Source organism: Bdellovibrio sp. HCB209, from assembly GCF_047306065.1.
GTDB lineage: Bacteria > Bdellovibrionota > Bdellovibrionia > Bdellovibrionales > Bdellovibrionaceae > Bdellovibrio.
In genome coordinates, this window is the sequence record NZ_CP178618.1 from 1,921,691 (window position 1) to 1,940,794 (window position 19,104).

Sequence of the window (19,104 nt, forward strand, 5' to 3'; positions counted from 1 at the left end):
AAATGAAAAATGGCCGATGAAACGATCAGCCATCTTTAAGACTACTTATTTGAATTATTGATTATGTTTCATTGAACAAAGACCTTACTGCAAGATCCTGCATTTAAAGGCCTTTCATTCAGTTCTTTAAAGAAAGCAAAACCATCGCGTTTATAGTTCGCAATATCGATCTTAGGAACATCGCTCATGCGCTCCCAAGTCTTAGGATCATTGCCGGTTTTAATCGCGATCTTTTCCATCAATTCTTCATACTCATGGTTTCTGAAATGACTTTCTTTAAAGGCAACCACTTCATCTGGAAAGATTATTAGCGGAGCTAAAAGTTCGATTTCTTTCCCAAACATCGAAGGAAAGTTTGGAAACAAACGTCTTGAATCCATCTGTACCGCTAAAAAGCCACCACCTGGCTTATAGACCTTGTTTCCATCAATTACAGTGCTTTTATCACGGCCAATAAAGCGTGTTGCGACACTTGGACTGTACGTAAAAGAAATAAAGCTTGAGGCTGACGGATTTTTTGCGTGAGCACTCATTTGGTCAGATATTTTTCCAACAAAAACACTGTCTGTTAAAACGTCGGCGGCCACATCACCATTTTTCACGCGATTTGTAGACAGAGATCTTAAACGTCGCGAGTAACTTCCTTGATTCTTAGTTAGAACCGTCGACATAAAACCAAAACGTTCTTCGCCGGATGGAAGCGTTAGACGTTGAACTTTATCCGTTGAATAATCTACGCCACGGAAAGCCACAGCCATTTTCGAGTTATCGGGAAATTCAATCGCCTGAAGCCAAATTTTCCAAGCCTTAATCTCCCCTGGCTCCATCACGGACCAAGGTAAGTAAGCTTCCAGCATACGAGCAACACCGGCGCGATCGTTTTTAAGGATCAAATCATTGAGCTTTTCATCCATAGACTCAAAATTTTTTAGAGTCCCCGATTCATCTCTTAATTTATCCAAAGCTTTCTGTTGTTTTTTGGCCTGAACTTGCGCTTGCAGACGAAGTTCTGCTGATTTCTTTTCAGCGATTTCAATCTCTAGCGGCAAACGACTTTTTGCGGTGCTGGAATCTTTAGTAAGAGCATTGATAAATTCAGTATTCACCAAGCTAACATTAGAACGCAGAAGCTCTAACTCGATATCTTGTAGGCGTGATTTTGAAATAACACTACCATCCAGAGCATTTCGTTGAGTCTCAACCCAGCTATGGGGAGACTCTAGAACTGTAGCCAAGAACGGTCTGTGGGAAGAAATATTATTTACTTCGTGAAAACGTGTCAGAACCGTAAAAACATTTAAGTCTTTCAACATTAATTCAGGGTTTTTGACTGCGATTTCATCGTACTGAAAGGTCAAATACAATCCATCCACACGATATTCAGAAACAATCTGCGTATGGTTGTCGTTATTAATAAAACTGACCTTCTCAGCTTGAGCAAATGTCGAAGTTCTTAAAGGATTCGGATCGCTTTTAAAAAAGCCTACATTCTTGCTGTTGATTGATTTTACGAACTCCTGCATCGACTCATCAACACTGAGCTCTTGAAAAGAGGAATAAACGCCTCTACCAGTCAGTTTATCGATCAGCTTCGACAAAATACCAGCCTGGGCTGGAACCACCGTCATTTGGAAAGTCGCAATAAGAATTAACGGAAAACGGCTTCGCACTTTACGCCTCCAGCAAGACCAGGGATCTGTTTCACACGATTTCTGCCAGCATCATCGACTTCGCTAATGAAACCAGCTTTATGCAAGACCTCTTCGCGATATAGCTCGTAGAAAGAGCTGTAATCTTTTGCCAATGTATATTTAATTTGGCTCGTCGGAGCCTGCTTTGCTTCAACCATCTTGAGGTCAAAGTATGCATTCAATGCCTTATGAAAGAACGGCCAACGGTCGCCCAGGGATTGCTTCATCGCTGCGACAGATACGCCTTCAGGCAAAACAATAGTAACTTCGGTTTTCACCTTCGGGTTGTAAGTCCCGTTGAAAATCTCATTAGCAATGATCCCAATCGGAGATTTTTTGGTAAGTCTATTTTGTACGGTATGCAAAAGGCCACCTAGCATTTTTAAGGGAGCATCCATTTGCCAGCGATCAAATGCAGGTTCTTTTTTCAGCAAAGCTTCTAGATCTTCCACAGAAGTTTTACCATTACGAATTGCCACCTGAGTAATCTGGAACAAAGATAAAATGTCTCGTGATGGACGAAGCTCTTGAGCTTTTTTCAAAGTCGTTCTGAATACCGCATCACCTTGAATAGGTTCAAAGTTTGAAATAGGTGCCACGATTCCGTTGCTGACAAAGAGGTTTTCAAGCAAACGCAGTTGGCCATTTTTTCGTTTGGAAGAAGACTGAGCCGCATGAGCTAATGTTTCGCTCTCAGAACCCACAACATCTGAAATCAAGAAATAAGCCTCTAGTTTAGTAGCATAATCCAACTGTTGGCGGAGATATCCTGTTTCAACCTCCACGATATCCATGCCTGGACCTTGCTTTTTAAGCCACGTGTCTGTCTCCTCAAATGGGGTGTGAACTTGACCAACGACGTAAGGACGCTCTGAAGGTGTCGGTTGTAATTTACCCTCAGAGAATGGCAATTTGTGTCCTTCATGAGTGGTAACGTAAGAGCCAGCGACTACATCGCCGACTTTGAGGCCCTTACCATCAATAGCACCAGCAGTACCGATGTAAACGATGTCCATATGATTTGTTTTACGAAGAGCAATGGCGATAGGCTTAATCTCATCGCCCCAAACCGCAGAGATCACTCTCCAGCGTTTTACGTTTCCATCCTTGTCTAAAAGAAGATAATCAGAGAACTCATGGCTGGCTTGTTCCGATGTGAACTGAGCATAGTTTCTCGCTACGGTGTCTTTCGCGTTTTGATAAGCGACATCAACCTTAACCGGGCTTTTTTGTATAGCTGAAAGCTGGAAAGCACTTGTTACTTTAGCATCAGTCACGATCTTGCTGAATTTATCAGCCTTGTTTTGCGGAAGAGCCATTGAATTAAGTGTCGATTGAGTGTCTGTTGTCAGAACACTCAGCATACCTGCATTTTTAATCGCATCCTCAATAGCACCCTTTTGACCAATAATGACTTTGTCAGCCTTTGGAAGGCGTCTATAGATATCGATCAAAGCATTTTCTTGGCGTTTGTGAAACTCAGCCACGTCACCAAAAACACGAACCTTGTCTTTTTTATTATCAAAGAAGGTCTTTCCCTCGAATTTAATCAAACGCAATTGAGCAATCAGATGTTTGACTCGGTCATCGCCAGAGATCAAGTTCATCATATAAGCATAACGATTGGTTCTCTCATCATAGACAAAAAAGATCTTATTGTAGTTGTTAGCCATCGGCTTCACTTCATGAAGAATTCTAATTTTATTAGCCTTTACCGTGTTTTGGAAATCCTGTTGATTTCCCACGTGGAAATAAAAATCTCGATCACTAATGATGGCGTCCCAGAAAATCGCTCGAGTTGTTTTCTCTGCAATATATCTTTCTGTATCTAGTAGGTACTTTGTCCCAGAGATTTTAGGCACAGATCGTTGAGCTGGGGCCTCAACCTCGACTAGATTAATAGGCTCAGCTTTGCGGGCCTCTTGATATTCTTTTAAGATAAAGCGCGCGGCCATTTTGTTTTTAAAGAACTCATAATTCCATTGCAGCTTTTCCGCTAAAGCCGCATCCGTGATTTTAAATCCTTTGTCTGCTAGCTTTTGAGAAACTAAATCAAGAATGGCTTTGTGCTGATTGATTGTCTTAAGATAAATACCTTTACCGCTCGGATAAAGATCCTCAGGCGTCACGCTACGAAGTGCTTTGATGATTTCAGGATCAACTTTTCCTTCAAAGGCATCAGCTAGGTTTTGAGCATAGAAATGGGCTCTATCAACAGTTAGAAGCATTTCTAATTGTTCAATGGCTTCGCCGTGCATTTTAACGTCTTGAACGTATCGATCCGACGAATCTACGGGCTTTGCGTAAACTCTTACCGAGCTTACACCAATAGAAACCGACAGCACTGCCAGAAGCACCTTTTTAACCATAGAACACCTCAAGGCATTCAAAATGCAAAAGGAGTGCGAGGTTAAGTTGTTGAATTTAGGAACTATACGGGGAGTTTCCAGCACTCCCCGCGAGAATCGTCATCTAGGTGTACGTAATAATGACGTCTCAATATGAGACGGTGGGGCAGATTACTCTGCAGTCCACTCTTTAAAGCCGGCTTTTTGAGCGGCCGCTAGATCTTTGCGATCGATTTCATACACGTTGCAGTTACCAGTGGGGCTACCGCAAACTTGGATGCGCATCATGCCGTCGTTTTGATTTTTGCTAGAGAAAACTTGGATAGAACCCAGTTCCTTTTGCATATCTGCCACGGGGATTCTTTTCCCCTGGCCACATTGCAAAGAACCATCTGGTTTAAAGACTTTTACGCGATCGGAAGCATTTGAAGTAGTCGCCACAGCAGCTCCTGTTTCAGGGTTTGCTTGAGAGTTTTTTCTTTTTTCACCACGGCAGTCACCATGTGAACAGGCCGCTAAAATTAGAACCGGAATAAGCATTGTAACTAGTTTTCTCATTCAACTCTCCCCGACTTTTGATTTAGTAATTGCTACGAACCCATTGTGCATCAACGGCGTACAAATTAGCTTCCCCAGAGATGAAATACACACGGTTACTTTTTTCATCCACTTGCGGGGAGGAAAGAATACCGCGACCTGGCTCCATATTGCCCAGGACTTGGCCTGTAGAAGCATCCAAGAACTGAAGGCGACCTTGGGACTCCCCAAATGTCAGAATGCCTTTAAAGAGTTTTACTTGAGTGGCAATACCGTCTTGAACTTTAAAGCTCCAGACTTTTTGACCATTGGCTTTATTCAATGCCAGAACTTCGCCACCTGTCGTTGGATAGTAAATACGATCTGGACCTACCAAGACAGAACTGTATCCGCCTTGATCTACACGCCACATGACTTCGCCTTTTGTGGCTGAAACAGCATAAAGCTTGTCATCGTAACCCGCGATATAGATTTGATCGCCATCTAGGATGGGACTTGCATCGATATCACGGAAACGCTTGTTGCGATTTAACTGAAGCTCCCATGTGATAGCGCCTGATTTCGCATTAAACGCCACCAAAGAGCCGTCAGAGAAACCAATATACAAGTTGCCATTACGAATTGCTGGCTTACTGCCGCCGCGAATAGAGAACACAGATGTGTCTTGGCGAGAGTACAACCAAACCTGACGGCCTGTTGCTGCATCCAACGCATATAGAACGTTATTTCCAGCTAGGAAATAGACAATACCTTCATCAAGTAAAGGTTCAGATAGGTTTTCTGATTTAGTTGGGAAAGTCCATTGAACACGGCCTGTGCTAGCTTCGATAGAATAGAAGTTTCCATCACTCGCACCAACAAAAAGACGATCACGAATCAGTGTCGCACTTGGTTCAACACCATTTTTAATAGGCAAAGACCATTTCAACTGACCGTCTTCACGGCCATAAGCAGAGATCCCGTCCATACCGTTACCTTGAATCACCAATTCACCAGCCAAAAGCGGTGTCATACGGTTGATTTTACGGAATCCCAGATTGTCTTTATGAGTTGTTTGACGAACCCATGCAGTCTTTACTTCGAAAGTTCTCTTGCTGTTATTTAGGGCGCGCCATTGGTCCATCGTTTTATCAACCGATTGATCAATTGTCGTACAGCCCGCCATCAATAGAGCCAAAGCCCCTAGGTACAAAAACTTCATGGTCTTGTTTCCCGACTATTAAAGATTCTTTTTAGCTTTCAACAAACGAAGGTACTTAGCTGCTTCACGAGAAGAAACAGAATCCATCGTTTGCGGATCAGCTGCAGGATTAGAAACCTCAGTGTAAAGAGCCTCAGCCTTAGCTGTGTCATTCAAAGACTCATAGCAAAGACCTTGGCGCAATTTTGCTTCGTCATGAGCAAAAGAGAAAGCTTTAGAGCCAACGATCACAGCCCATTTGTCGATCGCAGCTTTGCAATCACCTTTATCAGCCAATACGTTGCCCATTTGCATCCATACAAGTCCTGAAGTCAGGTCTGATTTATTCAAACCAGCTTCAACTTTAGTCAATGCAGCCATAGCTTCATCATATTTTTTGTAAGAAACAAAGATGTCGCTCAAATTCAATGCTGCCATTTGGCTAGCTGTTGTTTTTGGAGCTTCGTTGATCATCGCTTCAAAGCCAGTGATCACAGAACCGAAATCCTTCTGAACGTCGCCAGAAGCTTTTTTGCTAAGATCAACAGCTGGAGCTGTCTTTTTGTCTTTAGCGTTAGCGGCTGTCGCTTCAGCGCGAGCCACCTCTTCAAAGCCACGTTTTTTCTCTGTATAGGCTTTTTCCAATACGAAGTATTTAGCCTGTTCTGCGTTTTCTTTTTTAGTAGAGAAGTAATTCATCAAAGAAGCGCCAGCGCCAACAACGATGAATGCGATAACAGCAGTGATCACGATTTGGGAGTGAGTTGTCGTCCAGACAAATCCTTCTCTCAATGTTTTTGTGACTTGGTCAGGGCTTTTCAACTCTTCTTTAGTAAACTTCGTGCTCAAGATAATTCCTCGCTGTTAATAAATACTTAGACCGAATAATTGTTAAACTGGACCCTATGAGAGTCAACCCCGAGAGACCTCTAGTTCGCTGCGTCGACAGGAATAAAAAAAAGGCCCGTTACCAGAAGGTAACGAGCCTCTAAAAGTGCTTTTAAGCTGCTTCAGCTTACGCGCCGACCGGCGCTTCAGCTCTGCCGGCTGCCGCCGATTATCTGTTGTAAACTTCTTTCAACGTTGTGAATGAACGAGAAGATTTACCTGGGTGACGTTGTTTCAAGCGACCAATTGTGTTGATACGCTCTTCAGCCATACGGTCCGCAGCAGTGTGTGTACCGATATTGTCACGTTTTGCGATCTCGTAAACTTTAAGAATGTTATCGTAAACGCGTTTTGTTTTCTCAAATGCGCGCTCTGGAGAGTAGCCCTCAAGTTCAACGAATACGTTCATCAAACCACCGGCGTTGATTACGTAGTCTGGAGCGTAAAGGATGCCCAATTCTTTCAATTGGTCACCGTGACGAGCTTCAGCTAGTACGTTATTCGCGCCACCAGCGATAACTTTCGTTTTGAATTTAGTGATGGATTGATCGTTAACGATCGCGCCCAATGCACATGGAGCCAAGATATCGCACTCAGTGAAAAGGATTTCATCAGAGCTAACAGCTTTAGAGCCGTAAACTTCAGAGATCTTTTTCGTACGAGCCATATCGATATCAGCAACAGTGATTTCTGCGCCTTCTTCTTTAAGGTACTTAACAAGGTTGGAACCTACGTTACCAAGACCTTGAACTGCTACGCGCATACCTTTCAATGAATCTGTACCGAATTTTTCTTTAGCAGAAGCTTTAATACCCATCAAAACACCGTGTGCAGTGTATGGAGATGGATCGCCAGAACCACCAAAGTCTTTAGGGATACCAGTTACCCATGGAGTTTCCATGTAGATATGTTCCATATCTTGAACTGATGTACCCACGTCTTCAGCCGTGATGTATTTACCATTCAAAGAGTTTACGAATTGACCGAAAGCGCGGAAAAGACCTTCAGATTTTTGTGTCTTCGCATCACCAATGATAACGGCTTTACCACCACCCAAGTTCAAACCTGAAGCAGCAGCTTTATAAGTCATACCTTTAGACAAACGAAGAACGTCGACCAAAGCTTCATCTTCATTTTTATAGTTCCACATACGAGTTCCACCCAAAGCTGGACCCAATGATGTGTTATGAATTGCGATGATAGCTTTAAGACCTACAGCAGGGTCGTTACAGAAAACAACTTGCTCGTGATCACCATGTTTAGAGATTACCTCAAACGTTCCCATGGAAAATTCTCCTTAATTAGAATTGCCTAGGGATCATTGTTCCATTTGAGTAAAAAGACTAGTACTTACACCCAGCGCTATACACGCCGGGTTAAATGCTCTCAATAAGGTTACATCTTTTCTGGAGCTGGCATTCCAAGAACTGCCATACCTTGCTTCAAAGTCGCTCCTACAGCAGAGCTTAAAGCAAGACGTGCTTCACGAACTGATTCGTCTTTTTCTGTTCCGATCGGACACTCATGATAGAAGACGTTAAATTTTTTCGCCGTTTCATACAAATAAGTACAGATCGCAGCTGGCTTATAATTTTCAGCCGCTTGCGCAACTGCCGTATTAAATCCAGACAAAGCCTGCATCATTTGTTTTTCTGCCGGATGAGTGAGCAACGCCCAGTTCACAGATTTTTGCGTGCGCGGGAACTTACGCAACAAACTTTGAATACGCGCATGCGAGTACTGGATAAATGGTCCAGACTCCCCATCAAGTTTTAGCCATTCATTCATATCGAATACGATTTTTTTATTCGTATCCATACGAAGCATTCCATAGAAAATAGCGCCTTTTGCAACTTGCGATGCAATCAATTTGATATCTTCTGGAGACCATTCGTTGGCGTAACGAGCTAGATATGTCGTTTTAACGTGCTCTTCCATATTATGAACAAGAGCATTCAAAGGAACGATATTTCCCTTACGAGAACTCATCGCGCCATCTGGAAGCTCCACATAGTTGTACTGAAGATGGAAGCAGTTCTTAGCTTGCTCAAAGCCCAGCATCTCAAGAACGCGGAAGACTTGTTTAAAGTGCAAAGCTTGGCGCATATCTACGATATACACAGATTTTTCGATATGAACGTCTTCAAATTTATGACGAGCCAAAAGCAAATCTTTGGTCGCATAAAGACCGGTACCATCGGATTTCAAAAGCATACAGAAACCCAATTTTTCAGCTTCTAGATTCTTACCGATCGCACCTTCTGATTTTTCCAGTTTGCCCTCAGCATAAAGTTCTTTAACCCACGCTGCAGAGGGAGCATCCATTTCGGATTCAAAATACCACTCGTCAAAAGTGACATCCGCCCACTTATAGACAGACTTCATCAATTCAATTGACCATTCGCGAGTTTCTTTCCACAAATCAAAGTATTCACCTTTGCCTGCTTCAAGTTGTTTCAAGATAGCGGTCAATTCCTGGCGATTCAAATCTTCCTGGGGAGTTCCGTTTTGATCTTCCAATAGCAAATTCGCTTTGGAATACATGCTACCCAACCATTCACCTTTTCCAGTTGCAGGAACAGGTTCTTGATTGTGTTTTTTCATATACCAAAGACATTTCGCCACGTGAGTTCCCATATCGCCTGGGAAAGTCGCAGAAACGATTTCGCGACCCGCATATCTCAACATACGAACGATTGAATCACCCAGACACAAGTTACGCATGTGACCCACGTGAAGTTCTTTGTGAGTATTTGGCTGAGAGTACTCGATCATTGTTTTCGGCGCTTTTTCAACAAGGGCTTTTTTAAAGTGTTCGCCTGTCAAAATAGGATTCAAAACTTTTTCACCGAAAGCTTGAGGCGCGAAAGTTAGATTCAAATAAGGTCCAGCCGCTTGAGCCTTAATCAAGTTGGAATCAAGCTCCATATTAGCAGCTAACTCGCCAGAAATTTGCGGAGGGCCTTTTTTCAAAGATTTCGCCAAAATGAAGCAGCCATAGGCCAAGTCGCCAAGGTCAGAATTTGGTGGCTCAACCAGAGCTTTATAGATTTCATCGGCCGACAGGTCGTGACCCATCTTTTGAATCGCAGCTGCGATTTTTTCAGTGGCTAAAAGGCGGATTGAATCGTGTTTAATCATATAAATTTCCAAACTAAAAAGACGGCAGCCCAAACGAGCGACATAGAAAGAATGAATATACTGATTTTTCGGTGAAATTTAAGGTCTTTTTTAAGCTTTGCGACTTCTGCATTCAAAGCCTGCTTTTCAGCGGAAAAACCATCCAATTTGCGCGATAAAACCGACATTTCTGCCTGTCTTTCGGCTTTTTCCGATTCCAATTCCTGCAAAGCCTTCTGATGTAAGACCTGGGGGCTTTGATTCATGAAATATTGCGGCGTCAAACCAGGGATTTTTTCGTTCAAAATCGAATACCACTGAAGGGCGCGCCAAACATGCGGGGGAGCTTCATCACCTTGCTTAGTCCATCGAGTCCAACTGCTTGGATCGACCATCAAAAGCTGGCTCATTTTGCGTTGTGAAAGCCCCAATCCCAAACGAATCGATTCCAAATCCCCCATCTGACGACGAAGAACTGAAATCTGGGCTTCATAATGCATCCTTAAAGATGTCTTTGAACGGGGAGTAGTCTCCCCTGCCTCGATTTCAAATGCAGAGCCTAAAGAACCCTCGATATACCCCTCGTTTAAAACGTCCTTTTCGTGGGGGTCCATACCTAGACCCTGGGTCTCCATATCCATTTAAAGCCTCCCAGACTGTTGTATTTCACAATATTAGTGTTGTTATACGCATTGAAATGCGTTGTGAAATACATGTATACTTTAAAAGGTCCCGATGGGGAGTCAAGCTAAGTCTTTGAAACCACAAAAGAATCCGCCCTGGGTACCCCTACATACCCCTTTTTCAATTCAGACTATAGCTTATAGCCATAAGCTATAGTGCTATGTGTATGATATTACTGTTTATTTTATATGGCCGTTTTTGAGTAAATGGCTTCGACGCGTCTAGTCTAGTATCTATAAACAAAAATTATTTACCTATCACCACTTTAGATGCAATGCGTTATAAGATATCGATTGCCAGACCCCATTTAACTTTTGAATGATGAATCATGGCTCCGGCACCTAGGTATCAACTTAATAAGAACAAATATCTCCTCGAACCCGAGGTTGAACGTTTGCGAAAAATTCTCACGGATTTTGAACTCAAAGATCCACGCAATTGTTTGATGTTTTGGGTGGGTTTAAAGACCGGCGCCCGGGCTCAGGAAATCCTTAATATTCAAAGGTCAGATCTGAACCCCTACGATGAAAGCATCTTTATCCGGGGGCTTAAGAACTCAAATGACCGGGAAATTCCAATTCATTCAGCTATTTTTGAACGACTTCACAGATTCGCCGAACAGCAGGCCAAAGAACAAACAGGTAACCTGGTATTCCCCATCACCTATCCCCGACTTTATCAAATCTGGGAAATGTATCGCCCGGTCCCTAAAAAGTTCCACTCTTTAAGGCATACTTTTGCGATCGAACTGTATCGAAAAACCAAGGATTTGCGCCTGGTGCAGGTCGCTTTGGGACACAGAAACATCGCAAATACGATGGTCTACGCAGACTACGTTTACTCTCAACAAGAGCTTCGTAAGCTTATTCTATAGTCGATTCGACTCTTTAATTTGGATGGTATTCCGGAAATAAAAAAAGCGCCGGTCGGGGGAAACCAGCGCTTTAAGGAGTGCACATTTTTGGGGGTTGGGGAATAAATTTGGATTATTGATCCATGCTGCGAATTTCGTTCGCAAGACGATCAAACTGTTTGTCTTGAGATGGAGCTGCAGAAGATTTCTCTTTCGCGAAACGCAACATCTCTTTGTTCGTTGGTGAATTATAAGAAGTACCTTTAGCTTCAACGATCACAATCTTTTCACGATCTTTAGCTACAACTTCGCGAGTTTCTTGAAGGTTGCCGCGAACAGATTCATGAAGTTCTTTTTGCGCCGCTGCGTTTTCAGTAATCATTGAACCGAAATCAGCAACTTTTGCGAAAGATGTCATTGGGATCAAAGTCATTAGTGCGATCAATACTTGCTTCTTCATAATTCACTCCTTGGTAATACAGACTACTAATGCATCGTCGGTGCCACCGCGTGCCAGCTTTTAATCGATCTGGCACCGGGGTGTGACCTTCCGCGCTCCGCGGGTGTAAAGGAAATGATCATAGTCGCTTGCGCTTAGGTGTTTTTGAGCCTAAAGTCTCAATATTAGACGGGAATTTCGTCTCAAAATTGGATCAAACTGGCAGGTTCTGAATGATTAAAAGCCTCTTTCCTACATTTATCTATTTCGCCCCCCTTCAAGACAAAGCAAAGATGGTTCCCTTAAATAAAGACCTTAAAAAGGAAGCCCTTAAAATCGCTGAAATAGATGAAGAGGGTCACGAGTGGTGCAAAAAGAACTATAAGGGCGGCTACACATCTTATGGATCGATGGCGCAACTTCATCAGTTCTCTAGCACCTTTGGAGATCTGGAAAAGCTCCTTAACAAACACGTTCGCAAATTCGTAAAGCATTTAGAAATGGATATCGATCCCAAAGAACTGCGCATGAGCTCTTGCTGGATTAATATCATGCCGCCGTCAGTGAATCACACGATGCACCTTCACCCGCTATCAGTTATTAGCGGGACTTACTATTTGCAAACACCGAAAAATTGTTCAGCGATTAAATTTGAAGATCCCCGTATGGATTCTTTCATGGCCACTCCGCCACGCAAGCACGATGCAAAGGCTCACAATCAACGCTATCACTCGATTGAACCGCAAGAAGGCGCTGTTGTGCTGTTTGAAAGCTGGTTGCGCCACGAGGTTCCTGCAAACAATGCAGACAAAGAACGCATCAGCATCAGCTTTAACTACGACTGGGTTTAAGAATGCGTGAAAGTTCCGGGATTCAACTTACTAACTTAAAGAAAAGCTTTGGGACAAAAGATGTTCTGAAGAGTTTCAATTTACAGATCGCAGAAAGCTCGTTCTTGTCATTAGTCGGGCCCTCTGGATGTGGCAAATCGACAGTTTTAAGATTGATCGCCGGACTTGAAAATCCCACATCAGGTGAAGTTCATAATTCTCAGGCCAATCATTTTGGATATGTTTTTCAAGACGCAAACTTACTGCCTTGGAAAACAGTTTTTGAAAATGTCGCGCTCCCCTTTGAGATCAGTCCAGAACTTAAAGCGATTTCAAAAAGTGAAATTAAATCCCGCGTTTTATCGACACTTAAAAAAGTAAACCTTGAAGGCAGCGAAGATCTTTTCCCTCACCAATTGTCTGGGGGTATGAAGATGCGAGCCTCCATTGCCAGAGCCCTGGTTACGAATCCAAAGCTCTTATTGATGGATGAACCGTTTGCAGCCCTAGATGAATTCACGCGTTTCCAGATGCAAAAACAGCTGCGCGATCTATGGATGAGTGAAGGAATCACAGTTTTATTTGTAACACATTCGTTATCAGAGGCTGTTTTCATGTCAGAACGCGTGGTTTTACTGGGTAAATCCGGCGGAAACATCGTTTTAGATCAGAAGTTAGACCTGCCGAAACAAAGAAACGACGAACTAAGAACATCCAAAGAATTAAATGACGTCATCAAAGTGCTTTCCGAGGGCTTAAAACAATGATGAAACGAATGGCGCCAGCTCTTGGATTTTTTCTTTTAGTGACCTGTGTTTTACAAGTTTTAGTGAAGCAAAATATTATTGCTGAAACTTTGATTCCAGCACCGGAAACCATCGTAAAAACTTTGATCGAATTAAAAACTGATTATGTTACATCGTTTTTGCAGACTTTAACGAATACTTTGAGCGGTTGGATTTTAAGTATTTTATTTGGAACGACATTAGCAATCCTGTTTTCCTTATCGAGCCTTTTAAAACGCGCTATTTTGCCATTTGCAGTGTTTTTTCAGACTGTGCCTATCATTGCGGTGGCTCCGCTTTTAGTGATCTATTTCGGCTTTGGAGCGCCAACGGTGATCGCTTCCAGTTTTATCGTTTCGATCTTTCCGATTATCGCAAATACTTTGATGGGTCTGGAAAGCGTTAGTGCCAATCAACTGGATCTTTTCAGAGTTTATCGCGCAAGCTCCTGGCAAACTTTATGGAAACTTAAACTTCCGGCTGCGTATTCTTATATCTATTCTGGATTAAAGATCTCAGCAGGTCTTTCAATCATCGGCTCTATTGCTGGCGAATTTGTCGCTGGTGGCGGTCTGGGGGCTATGATTGATGCCGCTAGAACTCAACAACGCGTCGATATAGTGTTCGGAGCCTTGATTTTACTATCAGTTATGGGTCTATTGATGATCGGTGCTTTGACTTTAAGTCATCGTCTTTTACAAAGCCGCAGGCCTTATTCCACGGGAGATTTATGAAATCACTTTTACTGTCTATCATTTTGCTTTGTGGAACTCTTTCGCTAGCTGCTGAGAAAACATCTACTGCAGCAACGGCCGTCACTTTGGCACTTAACTGGAAAGCTGAACCTGAATTCGGTGGATTTTACGCCGCCGCAATCGATGGTGATTATCTAAAAAATGGAATCAGCATCAACATCCAAGAAGGTGGATCTGGAACTCCCACAGTCCAAATGCTTGCGAATGGTAAGGTTGATTTCGCCATCGTCAGCGCTGATGAAATTGTTCTTTCTCAAGATCGCAATTCTAAAAACAAGGTCGTTGCCTTGTTCGCCGTTTATCAAACAGCTCCTTACGTGATTATGTCACACGCCGAAAATGGTTTTCAAAACCTGAAAGATGTCTTTGCAGGCGAAGGAACTTTAGCCGTGCAAGCGGGTTTACCTTATTATCAATTCCTGGCGCAAAAATTAGGAAAACCCAAAGCCAATGTGGTTCCCTACATGGGGGGAGTTGCGAACTTCTTGAACGACAAAAAGTTCTCGCAACAAGGCTTTATCGCCATTGAACCTTTGGTCGCTGAAAAATCCGGAGCCAAAGTAAAAAGCTTTTTGGTTGCGGACGAAGGATTCAATCCCTACGTAGTTGTTCTTGCGACCCGCGCTGAAACTCTTAAAAAGAATCCTGAGCTGGTAAAAAAGATGACTGAAGCCACACGCAAAGGCTGGGAATCTTATTTAAAAGATCCCACGAAAGCCAATCAGCACATGGCAAAGCTGAACAGAGCTCTGGATTTAGCGACCTTCAATAAGGGTGCTGAGATTCAAAAACCTTTGATTGAGACCAAGGGAGCTCTTCTGGGCTCGATGAAGACTGAGCGCTGGGAGACTTTGGTGAAACAAATGAAGGATTTAAAGCAAATTAAGTCCTCCCCGGCCGCCAAAGACCTTTTTACACCGTAAAAGGACTCCAATTCCCCACTCTGATCTTGACCAAGTGCTTCATTTATCCTAAAAAGGAGCGCTTGTCGGAGTCTATTATATGAAAATCAATCTTGCAGAAATTCCTGAAGACGGACTTACCTATGTTTGGAACAACCAAACCGGGGAAGTTAACGCTATTTTATCCGATCTTATCGGTAAAGAAGCCTATACAGCGGAGTTTACAATCCGCCCGTTGAACTCTAAAGACTTTGATATGACTGGGAAAATCATCACAAAGGAGCCTTGTCAGTGCTCTCGTTGTGGTAACGACATGAAGTTGCCTATTGATGCGAAATTCCATGAGATCTTAATCCCTCAGCAAGACCAGCCGCGTAACGGCAAATACGCTAAAGTAAATCACTTAAGCGACCTTCACGAAGGCGATATCGATTTCTGCGAATACGACGGTCAGCATTTCGATATGGGCGAATACCTCCACGAGGTTATCGCTCTAGCGACTCCGTTCAATCCAGTTTGCCCGAAAGAAGACAACCCGAACTGCTCAATTTACACGAATCCTGAGCCAGAACAGGGCCTTATCTACAACGAGGAAATGCCTGTAGAAAAGCCAGAAAGTCCTTTTGCAGCTTTAAAGAATTTAAAGCTTAATTAAAGACTTGATTTTTATTGCAGTTTATATAAATTACCGTACTTCTGATTCCATATTGTTAGATTTAAAAGAGGTTTGAAATGCCAACTCCTAAGAAAAAAACATCCCGTTCTAAACGCGATATGCGCCGCTCTCATGACGGTTTGTCTGCTCCAGCAGTAGCTTTGAACAAAAAAACTGGTGAGCTAGTTCGCCCACACCGCGCAACTAAAGGTGCTGACGGCGCTTTGTACTACAAAGGCAAACAAATCAGCGCAGCTAAGTAATAACTTAGGGTTAGGTTGATATCCATGGCAGGAATTTATCGATCTCGTGTAGCAGGGATTGGGTCGTATCTACCGGAAAAGATTCTCTCAAATTTCGATTTGGAGAAGATGGTAGAGACGTCCGATCAATGGATTGTAGAACGCACTGGGATCGAACGCCGCCATATCGCAGCCGAAGGTGAAGGTACATCTGACCTTTGCGTTCGTGCTGCACAAAAAGCTCTTGCAGACGCCAATCTTACAGCTCAAGACATTGATATGATCATCGTCGGCACCGTTACTGGTGACCGTCAAATGCCTTCCACAGCTTGTTACGTACAAAGTAAACTAGGCTGCCGCAATATCGTGGCTTTCGATTTGAATGCTGCTTGCTCGGGCTTCCTTTATTCCGTTTCTATTGCTGATCAATTTATCCGCACAGGTATGTACAAAAACGTTCTGGTTCTTGGAGCTGAGGTTCTGTCTCGCTTTGTGAATTTTAAAGATCGTGAAACATGCATTCTCTTCGGCGACGGTGCTGGTGCATTCGTTATTTCTCGCGCACAAGATGGCGATAAAAACGTGATTGCTTCCACTCACCTTCATGCGGATGGCGATTTAGCTGAACTTCTGACACTTCCAGGTGGCGGCAGTTTGATGCCTCAATCCCAATATGTTCTAGACAACAATTTGCACTACGTTTCTATGAAAGGTCGCGAGATCTTTAAGAACGCAGTTCGCACAATGGCTCTTTGCTGCAAGGAAGCTTTGGAAGCAAACAACATGTCTGCTGATGACGTAGACTGGATTGTTCCTCACCAAGCTAACAAACGCATCGTTGAAGCTGTTGCTGATCAATTCAAGTTCCCAATGGAGCGCGTGATCCTTTACTTGCACGAAACAGGTAATACATCTTCCGCTTCAATCCCGTTGGCCTTTGACTGGGCCGTTCAAAATGGAAAAATCAAACGTGGTCAAACGATCTTGCTTACTGCATTCGGTGCAGGCTTGACGTCTGGTTCCGTTCTATTGAGGTACTAAAAATTATGTTCACTCTGGTATTTCCCGGACAAGGCAGCCAACAACCTGGCATGGGCCGTTTTTTATCTGAAAACTTCAAAATCGCTCAAGAAACTTTCGAAGAAGGTTCTGAAGCACTCAAACAAGACATGAAGAAGCTTTGCTTCGAAGGCTCTGAAGCTGATCTTGCTTTGACTGAAAATACTCAACCAGCGTTGTTGTTGGTTTCCACAGCCACACAAAGAGTTTTGCGCTCTGAGTTTGGTATTAAAGTTCAATCAGCAGCAGGTCACTCTATTGGTGAATATGCAGCCTTGGTTGCAGCAGATGTGATTCGCTTTGATCAAGCGATGCAAGCTGTTCGCACTCGCGGACAAGCAATGCAATCTGCAGTTCCAGTAGGTCAAGGCGGCATGGTTGCTGTTCTTGGCTTGGAACCAGATCAAGTTGAAACTCTTTGCCAATGGACAGTTAAAAATTCTGGCTTTGGTCCATTGTCTGCGGCGAATTTCAATTCCCCAGGTCAAATCGTTATTTCTGGTTCTATGAAAGCTGTCAACTGGTTGAAGGATAACTTTAAACCAGAAGCTATCTGGGCCGAAGCTCCGAAGCGTGCCAAATTGATTCCTCTTCAAGTGTCCGCACCGTTCCACTGCGAAATGATGAAACCTGCCGAAGACACTATGCGTTTGGTTTTGACCGCGATGGAGTTCAAAACTGCGGCATTCCCGATCGTTCAAAATTTCCACGCGAAATTTGAAACGGAAGGCGCTAACCTTCGCGAGAATCTGATCCGCCAGGTTTCGGCACCAGTGCGTTGGACTCAATCTATGGAGACTTTAAAGACTTCTGGACACTCTCAAGTTATCGAATGCGGCGCTGGAAAAGTGATCCAAGGGTTGCTAAAGAAAATTGATGGCGAATTCTTTAAAGTAATGACCACAACTTCTATGGAAGACCTCAAAACTATTGAGGATTTTTTGAAAGCTACGAGTCATTGAAATTTCTTGAGCTTTATTTCGAGTTCGGACAGAGTGGACTCGCATAAAAATCGATGAGCTTTTGCCCTAGTTTTTTTATGACATAGCTTAAGGAAAGATTAATGAGCGGAAATTCACTTCAAGGTAAGAAAATCGTCGTCACTGGTGGCAGCCGTGGTATCGGTGCTGCTATTGTTAAACTTCTTGCTGATGAAGGCGCTCAAGTTGCTTTCACTTACTCATCTCGCGAAGAATCTGCACAACAAGTTGCTCACACTCTAAAAGGTGAAGGTCACTTCTATATCAAGATGGACGTTGCTAACGAACAATCTGTGAATGAAGCGGTCGAGCACATTCTTGAAAAATGGTCTGAAGTTGACGGCGTTGTGAACAATGCTGGCATCACGAAAGACCAATTGTTGTTGCGTATGAAAGCAGATGATTTCGATTCTGTTGTTTCAACAAATCTACGCGGAACTTTCTTGGTTACTAAAGCTTTCACTAAACCAATGATGAAGGCTCGTAAAGGTTCTATCGTTAATATCACTTCTGTTATTGGCCAAACTGGAAATGCAGGACAAGCGAACTACGCAGCTTCTAAAGCTGGAACTGTGGCTTTCGCAAAATCTGTTGCTTTGGAATTGGCTTCCAGAAACGTGCGCGTGAACAACGTGGCTCCTGGTTATATCTCTACAGAAATGACTGACGTATTGCCTGAAGAAGTGAAAGCAAAGATTTTAGAAAAAGTACCTTTGAACAAAATTGGCGAAGGTGCTGACGTTGCTCAAGCTGTTAGATTCTTGCTTAGTGATGAATCAAAATACATCACTGGACAAACTCTCAGCGTGAACGGCGGAATGTTTATGGAATAACGCACCCCTGGTGCGATGGAATAAACGCCCAAAAGGCAAAGTTTAAGTTTAAAAGTAAATTGGAAATGACCCAGGAGGATTAAATGGCATTGCATCCAAAAGTTAAAGACATCATCGTAGAACAACTTGGCGTAGATCCAGATAAAGTTAAGCCAGAGGCTTCTTTCATCGACGATCTTGGTGCAGACAGCTTGGATATCGTTGAGCTAGTAATGGCTATGGAAGAAGAATTCGATCTTGAAATCCCAGACGAAGATGCTGAAAAGCTTAAGACTGTTCAAGACGTTGCTTCTTACCTAGAAAAAAAAGGTAAAGCGTAGTCT

Annotated in this window: 20 protein-coding genes; 11 read left to right on the forward strand and 9 right to left on the reverse strand. The window is 43.1% G+C overall.

Going from position 1 to position 19,104, the window contains the following annotated elements; all coding sequences use genetic code 11:
• Positions 1 to 68 precede the first annotated feature (68 nt).
• The 8 genes from ACLVWP_RS09375 to ACLVWP_RS09410 all read right to left on the reverse strand — a co-directional run bounded on the left by ACLVWP_RS09375 (position 69) and on the right by ACLVWP_RS09410 (position 10,405).
• Entirely contained in the window at positions 69 to 1,670 is a 1,602-nt protein-coding gene (locus ACLVWP_RS09375; RefSeq protein ID WP_413561549.1) for a hypothetical protein, read from the reverse strand.
• Positions 1,649 to 4,060 carry a hypothetical protein gene (locus tag ACLVWP_RS09380; RefSeq protein ID WP_413561550.1) on the reverse strand — a complete coding sequence of 804 codons (2,412 nt, stop codon included), beginning with the start codon at positions 4,058 to 4,060 and terminating at the stop codon, positions 1,649 to 1,651. Before ACLVWP_RS09380 ends, ACLVWP_RS09375 begins: the two co-directional genes overlap by 22 nt.
• A gap of 150 nt (positions 4,061 to 4,210) precedes the next feature.
• On the reverse strand, positions 4,211 to 4,597 hold the full coding sequence (locus ACLVWP_RS09385) for a hypothetical protein (protein WP_413561551.1): 387 nt from the start codon (positions 4,595 to 4,597) through the stop codon (positions 4,211 to 4,213).
• Between the two features lie 22 nt (positions 4,598 to 4,619).
• A complete protein-coding gene (locus ACLVWP_RS09390; RefSeq protein WP_413561552.1) occupies positions 4,620 to 5,777 on the reverse strand; it encodes a PQQ-binding-like beta-propeller repeat protein in 1,158 nt (385 codons plus the stop codon).
• 18 nt (positions 5,778 to 5,795) lie between these two features.
• On the reverse strand, positions 5,796 to 6,605 hold the full coding sequence (locus ACLVWP_RS09395) for a tetratricopeptide repeat protein (RefSeq protein ID WP_413561553.1): 810 nt from the start codon (positions 6,603 to 6,605) through the stop codon (positions 5,796 to 5,798).
• Positions 6,606 to 6,813: 208 nt separating this feature from the next.
• Positions 6,814 to 7,929 (reverse strand): Glu/Leu/Phe/Val family dehydrogenase, encoded by a 1,116-nt coding sequence (locus tag ACLVWP_RS09400; protein WP_413561554.1) that lies wholly within the window; start codon positions 7,927 to 7,929, stop codon positions 6,814 to 6,816.
• Positions 7,930 to 8,039: 110 nt separating this feature from the next.
• Positions 8,040 to 9,785: an arginine--tRNA ligase gene (gene argS / locus ACLVWP_RS09405; RefSeq protein WP_413561555.1), complete on the reverse strand. Its 1,746-nt coding sequence runs from the start codon at positions 9,783 to 9,785 to the stop codon at positions 8,040 to 8,042.
• A complete protein-coding gene (locus tag ACLVWP_RS09410; protein WP_413561556.1) occupies positions 9,782 to 10,405 on the reverse strand; it encodes a hypothetical protein in 624 nt (207 codons plus the stop codon). Before ACLVWP_RS09410 ends, argS begins: the two co-directional genes overlap by 4 nt.
• Before the next feature lie 371 nt (positions 10,406 to 10,776).
• Here ACLVWP_RS09410 and ACLVWP_RS09415 point away from each other — a divergent pair, with 371 nt between their 5' ends.
• Positions 10,777 to 11,322, forward strand: coding sequence for a tyrosine-type recombinase/integrase (locus tag ACLVWP_RS09415; RefSeq protein WP_413561557.1), 546 nt, complete (start codon positions 10,777 to 10,779; stop codon positions 11,320 to 11,322).
• Positions 11,323 to 11,434: 112 nt separating this feature from the next.
• Here ACLVWP_RS09415 and ACLVWP_RS09420 read toward each other — a convergent pair whose 3' ends face one another.
• A complete protein-coding gene (locus ACLVWP_RS09420; protein ID WP_413556986.1) occupies positions 11,435 to 11,761 on the reverse strand; it encodes a hypothetical protein in 327 nt (108 codons plus the stop codon).
• 272 nt (positions 11,762 to 12,033) lie between these two features.
• Here ACLVWP_RS09420 and ACLVWP_RS09425 point away from each other — a divergent pair, with 272 nt between their 5' ends.
• From ACLVWP_RS09425 to acpP, 10 genes are all read left to right on the forward strand, one after another.
• Positions 12,034 to 12,591, forward strand: coding sequence for a TIGR02466 family protein (locus ACLVWP_RS09425; protein WP_413556987.1), 558 nt, complete (start codon positions 12,034 to 12,036; stop codon positions 12,589 to 12,591).
• A gap of 2 nt (positions 12,592 to 12,593) precedes the next feature.
• A complete protein-coding gene (locus tag ACLVWP_RS09430; protein WP_413556988.1) occupies positions 12,594 to 13,337 on the forward strand; it encodes an ABC transporter ATP-binding protein in 744 nt (247 codons plus the stop codon).
• Positions 13,334 to 14,089: an ABC transporter permease gene (locus ACLVWP_RS09435; RefSeq protein ID WP_413556989.1), complete on the forward strand. Its 756-nt coding sequence runs from the start codon at positions 13,334 to 13,336 to the stop codon at positions 14,087 to 14,089. The genes ACLVWP_RS09430 and ACLVWP_RS09435 overlap by 4 nt, the downstream gene beginning before the upstream one ends.
• On the forward strand, positions 14,086 to 15,033 hold the full coding sequence (locus ACLVWP_RS09440) for an ABC transporter substrate-binding protein (protein WP_413556990.1): 948 nt from the start codon (positions 14,086 to 14,088) through the stop codon (positions 15,031 to 15,033). Before ACLVWP_RS09435 ends, ACLVWP_RS09440 begins: the two co-directional genes overlap by 4 nt.
• Before the next feature lie 79 nt (positions 15,034 to 15,112).
• Complete coding sequence (locus tag ACLVWP_RS09445) at positions 15,113 to 15,667, forward strand: YceD family protein (protein ID WP_413556991.1); 555 nt, start codon at positions 15,113 to 15,115, stop codon at positions 15,665 to 15,667.
• 77 nt (positions 15,668 to 15,744) lie between these two features.
• Positions 15,745 to 15,930, forward strand: a complete 186-nt coding sequence (rpmF, locus tag ACLVWP_RS09450; protein WP_088614632.1) for a 50S ribosomal protein L32 — start codon at positions 15,745 to 15,747, stop codon at positions 15,928 to 15,930.
• Positions 15,931 to 15,954: 24 nt separating this feature from the next.
• Positions 15,955 to 16,950: a beta-ketoacyl-ACP synthase III gene (locus ACLVWP_RS09455; RefSeq protein WP_413556992.1), complete on the forward strand. Its 996-nt coding sequence runs from the start codon at positions 15,955 to 15,957 to the stop codon at positions 16,948 to 16,950.
• A 5-nt stretch (positions 16,951 to 16,955) separates the two neighbouring features.
• Positions 16,956 to 17,930, forward strand: a complete 975-nt coding sequence (gene fabD / locus ACLVWP_RS09460) for an ACP S-malonyltransferase (RefSeq protein WP_413556993.1) — start codon at positions 16,956 to 16,958, stop codon at positions 17,928 to 17,930.
• A 101-nt stretch (positions 17,931 to 18,031) separates the two neighbouring features.
• The gene (gene fabG, locus ACLVWP_RS09465) at positions 18,032 to 18,781 is read left to right on the forward strand and encodes a 3-oxoacyl-[acyl-carrier-protein] reductase (RefSeq protein ID WP_413556994.1); all 750 of its coding nucleotides are present in this window, start codon (positions 18,032 to 18,034) and stop codon (positions 18,779 to 18,781) included.
• An 83-nt stretch (positions 18,782 to 18,864) separates the two neighbouring features.
• The gene (gene acpP / locus ACLVWP_RS09470; protein ID WP_142700235.1) at positions 18,865 to 19,101 is read left to right on the forward strand and encodes an acyl carrier protein; all 237 of its coding nucleotides are present in this window, start codon (positions 18,865 to 18,867) and stop codon (positions 19,099 to 19,101) included.
• The last annotated feature ends 3 nt before the right edge of the window (positions 19,102 to 19,104 follow it).

Excerpts from the sequence above, each read along its gene's own strand:
- ACLVWP_RS09380 (WP_413561550.1), bottom strand. The coding sequence starts at position 4,060 with ATGGTTAAAAAGGTGCTTCTGGCAGTGCTGTCGGTTTCTATTGGTGTA.
- ACLVWP_RS09385 (WP_413561551.1), bottom strand. The coding sequence starts at position 4,597 with ATGAGAAAACTAGTTACAATGCTTATTCCGGTTCTAATTTTAGCGGCC.
- ACLVWP_RS09390 (WP_413561552.1), bottom strand. The coding sequence starts at position 5,777 with ATGAAGTTTTTGTACCTAGGGGCTTTGGCTCTATTGATGGCGGGCTGT.
- ACLVWP_RS09400 (WP_413561554.1), bottom strand. The coding sequence starts at position 7,929 with ATGGGAACGTTTGAGGTAATCTCTAAACATGGTGATCACGAGCAAGTT.
- argS (WP_413561555.1), bottom strand. The coding sequence starts at position 9,785 with ATGATTAAACACGATTCAATCCGCCTTTTAGCCACTGAAAAAATCGCA.
- ACLVWP_RS09410 (WP_413561556.1), bottom strand. The coding sequence starts at position 10,405 with ATGGATATGGAGACCCAGGGTCTAGGTATGGACCCCCACGAAAAGGAC.
- ACLVWP_RS09415 (WP_413561557.1), top strand. The coding sequence starts at position 10,777 with ATGGCTCCGGCACCTAGGTATCAACTTAATAAGAACAAATATCTCCTC.
- ACLVWP_RS09420 (WP_413556986.1), bottom strand. The coding sequence starts at position 11,761 with ATGAAGAAGCAAGTATTGATCGCACTAATGACTTTGATCCCAATGACA.
- ACLVWP_RS09425 (WP_413556987.1), top strand. The coding sequence starts at position 12,034 with ATGGTTCCCTTAAATAAAGACCTTAAAAAGGAAGCCCTTAAAATCGCT.
- ACLVWP_RS09430 (WP_413556988.1), top strand. The coding sequence starts at position 12,594 with ATGCGTGAAAGTTCCGGGATTCAACTTACTAACTTAAAGAAAAGCTTT.
- ACLVWP_RS09435 (WP_413556989.1), top strand. The coding sequence starts at position 13,334 with ATGATGAAACGAATGGCGCCAGCTCTTGGATTTTTTCTTTTAGTGACC.
- ACLVWP_RS09440 (WP_413556990.1), top strand. The coding sequence starts at position 14,086 with ATGAAATCACTTTTACTGTCTATCATTTTGCTTTGTGGAACTCTTTCG.
- ACLVWP_RS09445 (WP_413556991.1), top strand. The coding sequence starts at position 15,113 with ATGAAAATCAATCTTGCAGAAATTCCTGAAGACGGACTTACCTATGTT.
- rpmF (WP_088614632.1), top strand. The coding sequence starts at position 15,745 with ATGCCAACTCCTAAGAAAAAAACATCCCGTTCTAAACGCGATATGCGC.
- ACLVWP_RS09455 (WP_413556992.1), top strand. The coding sequence starts at position 15,955 with ATGGCAGGAATTTATCGATCTCGTGTAGCAGGGATTGGGTCGTATCTA.
- fabD (WP_413556993.1), top strand. The coding sequence starts at position 16,956 with ATGTTCACTCTGGTATTTCCCGGACAAGGCAGCCAACAACCTGGCATG.
- fabG (WP_413556994.1), top strand. The coding sequence starts at position 18,032 with ATGAGCGGAAATTCACTTCAAGGTAAGAAAATCGTCGTCACTGGTGGC.
- acpP (WP_142700235.1), top strand. The coding sequence starts at position 18,865 with ATGGCATTGCATCCAAAAGTTAAAGACATCATCGTAGAACAACTTGGC.